The 3,028-nt window shown below is 53.8% G+C and carries 3 protein-coding genes; all 3 read left to right on the top strand.

What is annotated here, in order from left to right; all coding sequences use genetic code 11:
- Positions 1-1,775: thiosulfate reductase PhsA (phsA, locus tag KQJ18_RS23005; protein ID WP_216422841.1), on the top strand; the 1,775-nt coding region annotated here is incomplete at its 5' end.
- 14 nt (positions 1,776-1,789) lie between these two features.
- Positions 1,790-2,368, top strand: coding sequence for a thiosulfate reductase electron transport protein PhsB (gene phsB, locus KQJ18_RS23000; RefSeq protein WP_174330812.1), 579 nt, complete (start codon positions 1,790-1,792; stop codon positions 2,366-2,368).
- Positions 2,365-3,028: thiosulfate reductase cytochrome B subunit (gene phsC / locus KQJ18_RS22995; RefSeq protein ID WP_216422840.1), on the top strand; the 664-nt coding region annotated here is incomplete at its 3' end. The genes phsB and phsC, both read left to right, overlap by 4 nt.

Genomic DNA, 3,028 nt, shown 5'->3' with positions numbered 1-3,028 from the left:
CGTTTACTCACGCCTCGACATGCCCCGCCGGAAAAGCGATTGCCGCTAAAGTTATGATGGGTGGCGATTTAGCCATGGATATCGTCAATACCCGTTATATGGTCTCTTTTGGCCATAACCTCTATGAAGGTATTGAAGTCGCCGACACCCATGAACTGATGACCGCGCAGGAAAAGGGCGCGAAAATGGTCAGCTTTGATCCCCGTTTATCCGTCTTCTCCAGCAAAGCGGATGAATGGCATGCGCTTAAGCCTGGCGGCGACCTACCGGTGCTGATGGCCATGTGTCACGTCATGATCAAAGAAAAGCTGTATGACGCAGACTTTGTTACACGCTACACCACAGGGTTTGACCAACTGGCTGAGGCGGTCCAGGAGACCACGCCGGAATGGGCGCAAAAGCTCGCTGATGTGCCTGCCGATGTGATTATCCGGGTCACCCGCGAAATGGCCGCCTGCGCCCCTCACGCCATTGTCAGTCCGGGTCATCGTGCGACGTTTTCGCAAGAAGAAATTGATATGCGGCGCATGATTTTCACCCTCAATGTGTTACTTGGAAATATTGAGCGTGAGGGTGGGCTGTATCAGAAAAAAGCGGCGGCAACGTACAATAAGCTGGCCGGAGAGAAAGTCGCTCCCGTGCTGGCAAAACCCGATGCCAAATTACCCAAGCCAACGGCGCAGCGTATCGATCTGGTGGCCCCGCAGTTCAAGTACATCGCGGCCGGCGGCGGCGTAGTGCAAAGCATTATTGATGCCGTCTTAAAGCAAACGCCGTATCCGGTGAAGGGATGGATCATGTCCCGACACAACCCTTTCCAGACAGTGACCTGTCGACCAGACCTGGTCAAGACCGTTGAACAGCTCGACCTGGTGGTTAGCTGCGATGTCTATTTAAGCGAAAGCGCGGCGTATGCCGATTATCTTTTGCCTGAATGTACTTACCTTGAGCGCGATGAAGAAGTTTCTGATATGTCGGGCCTGAATCCAGCCTATGTCTTGCGTCAGCAGGTGGTTGAGCCTATCGGTGACGCGCGTCCGAGCTGGCAAATCTGGAAAGAACTGGCTGTTCAGTTAGGCCTTGGGCAATTCTACCCATGGCAGGATATGCAAACGCGCCAGCTGTATCAGCTTAATGGCGATCATGCGTTATCTGCTGAGCTGCGTCAGAAAGGGTATCGCGAGTGGGGCGTTCCGCTATTGCTGCGCGAACCCGAAGCGGTGCGTCAGTTTGTGGCACGCTATCCGGGCGCGGTAGCGGTTGATAGCGACGGCACTTATGGTGAGCAGCTGCGTTTTAAATCCCCGTCAGGAAAAATCGAACTCTACTCTGCCGAGCTGGAAACACTCCTGCCAGGCTACGGTGTTCCTCGCGCCCGCAATTTTGCGCTCAAAGGCGACAATGAACTCTATTTTATTCAGGGGAAAGTGGCGGTTCATACCAATGGCGCAACGCAATATGTGCCACTGCTGAGTGAGCTGATGTGGGACAACGCGGTGTGGATCCACCCGCAAACGGCCCGTGAAAAAGGCATCAAAAGCGGCGATGACATCTGGCTGGAAAATGCAACCGGTAAGGAAAAAGGCAAAGCGTTGGTCACCGCCGGTATTCGACCCGATACGCTATTCGTCTATATGGGATTTGGCGCCAAGGCAGGAGCCAAAACAGCCGCGACGACGCACGGTATTCATTGCGGTAATTTGCTTCCGCATGTCACCAGTCCGGTGTCAGGTACGGTGGTCCACACCGCTGGCGTTACGCTTCGTCGGGCATGAGAAAGGAGTACATCATGAATCAATCAACAAACCCTTATGTCATGCTGCATGACGAAAAACGCTGCATTGGTTGTCAGGCGTGTACGGTTGCCTGCAAGGTACTGAATGACGTGCCTGAAGGTTTTAGCCGCTTACAGGTGCAGATCCGTTCACCGGAACATGAACCCGAGGCGCTTTCCCATTTCCAGTTTGTTCGTGTTTCTTGCCAGCATTGTGAAGATGCGCCGTGCGTCAGCGTTTGTCCAACCGGTGCGTCATTCCGCGATGAAAACGGCATTGTGCAGGTGGATAAGTCCCGCTGTATTGGCTGTGACTACTGCGTCGCTGCTTGTCCGTTCCATGTGCGCTACCTCAATCCGCAAACGGGAATCGCAGACAAATGTAATTTCTGCGCGGATACCCGTCTGGATGTTGAACAGTCGCCCGCCTGCGTTTCCGTTTGTCCGACGGATGCGTTGAAGTTTGGTCGTCGCGATGACCCGGAAATCCAGCACTGGATCAATCAAAAAGAGGTTTATCGCCAGCAGGATACGCGTAGTGGCCCGGTGAGTGTTTATCGGCGTAAAGAGATCCATCAGGAGGGTAAATTATGAATTCTATCTGGGGAGCGGAACTTAACTATGCGCCGGACTACTGGCCGCTGTGGCTCATTTATGCGGGCGTTATTGTTGTGCTGATGATTGCAGGGCTGATCACGCACGCGCTGTTACGTCGGATGCTGGCGCCAAAAACGGTAACCGGAGAGGAGCACCGGGAGTACCTCTATTCGCTGGCTGTTCGCCGTTGGCACTGGGGAAATGCGCTGCTCTTTATTCTGCTTTTGCTGAGCGGCCTGTTTGGCCACTTCTCTGTCGGACCGGTAGCGTTGATGGTGCAGGTACATACCTGGTGCGGCTTCGCATTGCTGGCCTTCTGGATTGGCTTTGTGTTAATAAACGCAACCAGCGGCAACGGCTGCCATTATCGCGTGAAGTTAAACGGGTTGATATCACGCTGCCTGCTGCAAACGCGTTTTTATCTGTATGGCATCATGAAAGGCGAGCCGCACCCGTTTGCCGCAACGGCAAAGGATAAATTTAACCCACTGCAACAACTGGCCTACCTGGCCATTATGTACGCGCTGGTTCCGCTGTTGATCATCACCGGGTTGTTATGCCTCTACCCGCAGGTGTCAGGGGCGGGGCCGATAATGCTGGTGCTGCATATGGCGCTAGCGATTGTCGGCTTACTGTTCATCTGCGCACATATTTACC

It is taken from the genome of Citrobacter sp. S55_ASV_140 (genome assembly GCF_018919505.1).
In the GTDB taxonomy this organism is placed as follows: Bacteria; Pseudomonadota; Gammaproteobacteria; order Enterobacterales; family Enterobacteriaceae; genus Citrobacter; species Citrobacter werkmanii.
Note: the sequence above shows the minus strand (reverse complement) of the source record. Positions and strands in the feature narration are given on the sequence as shown.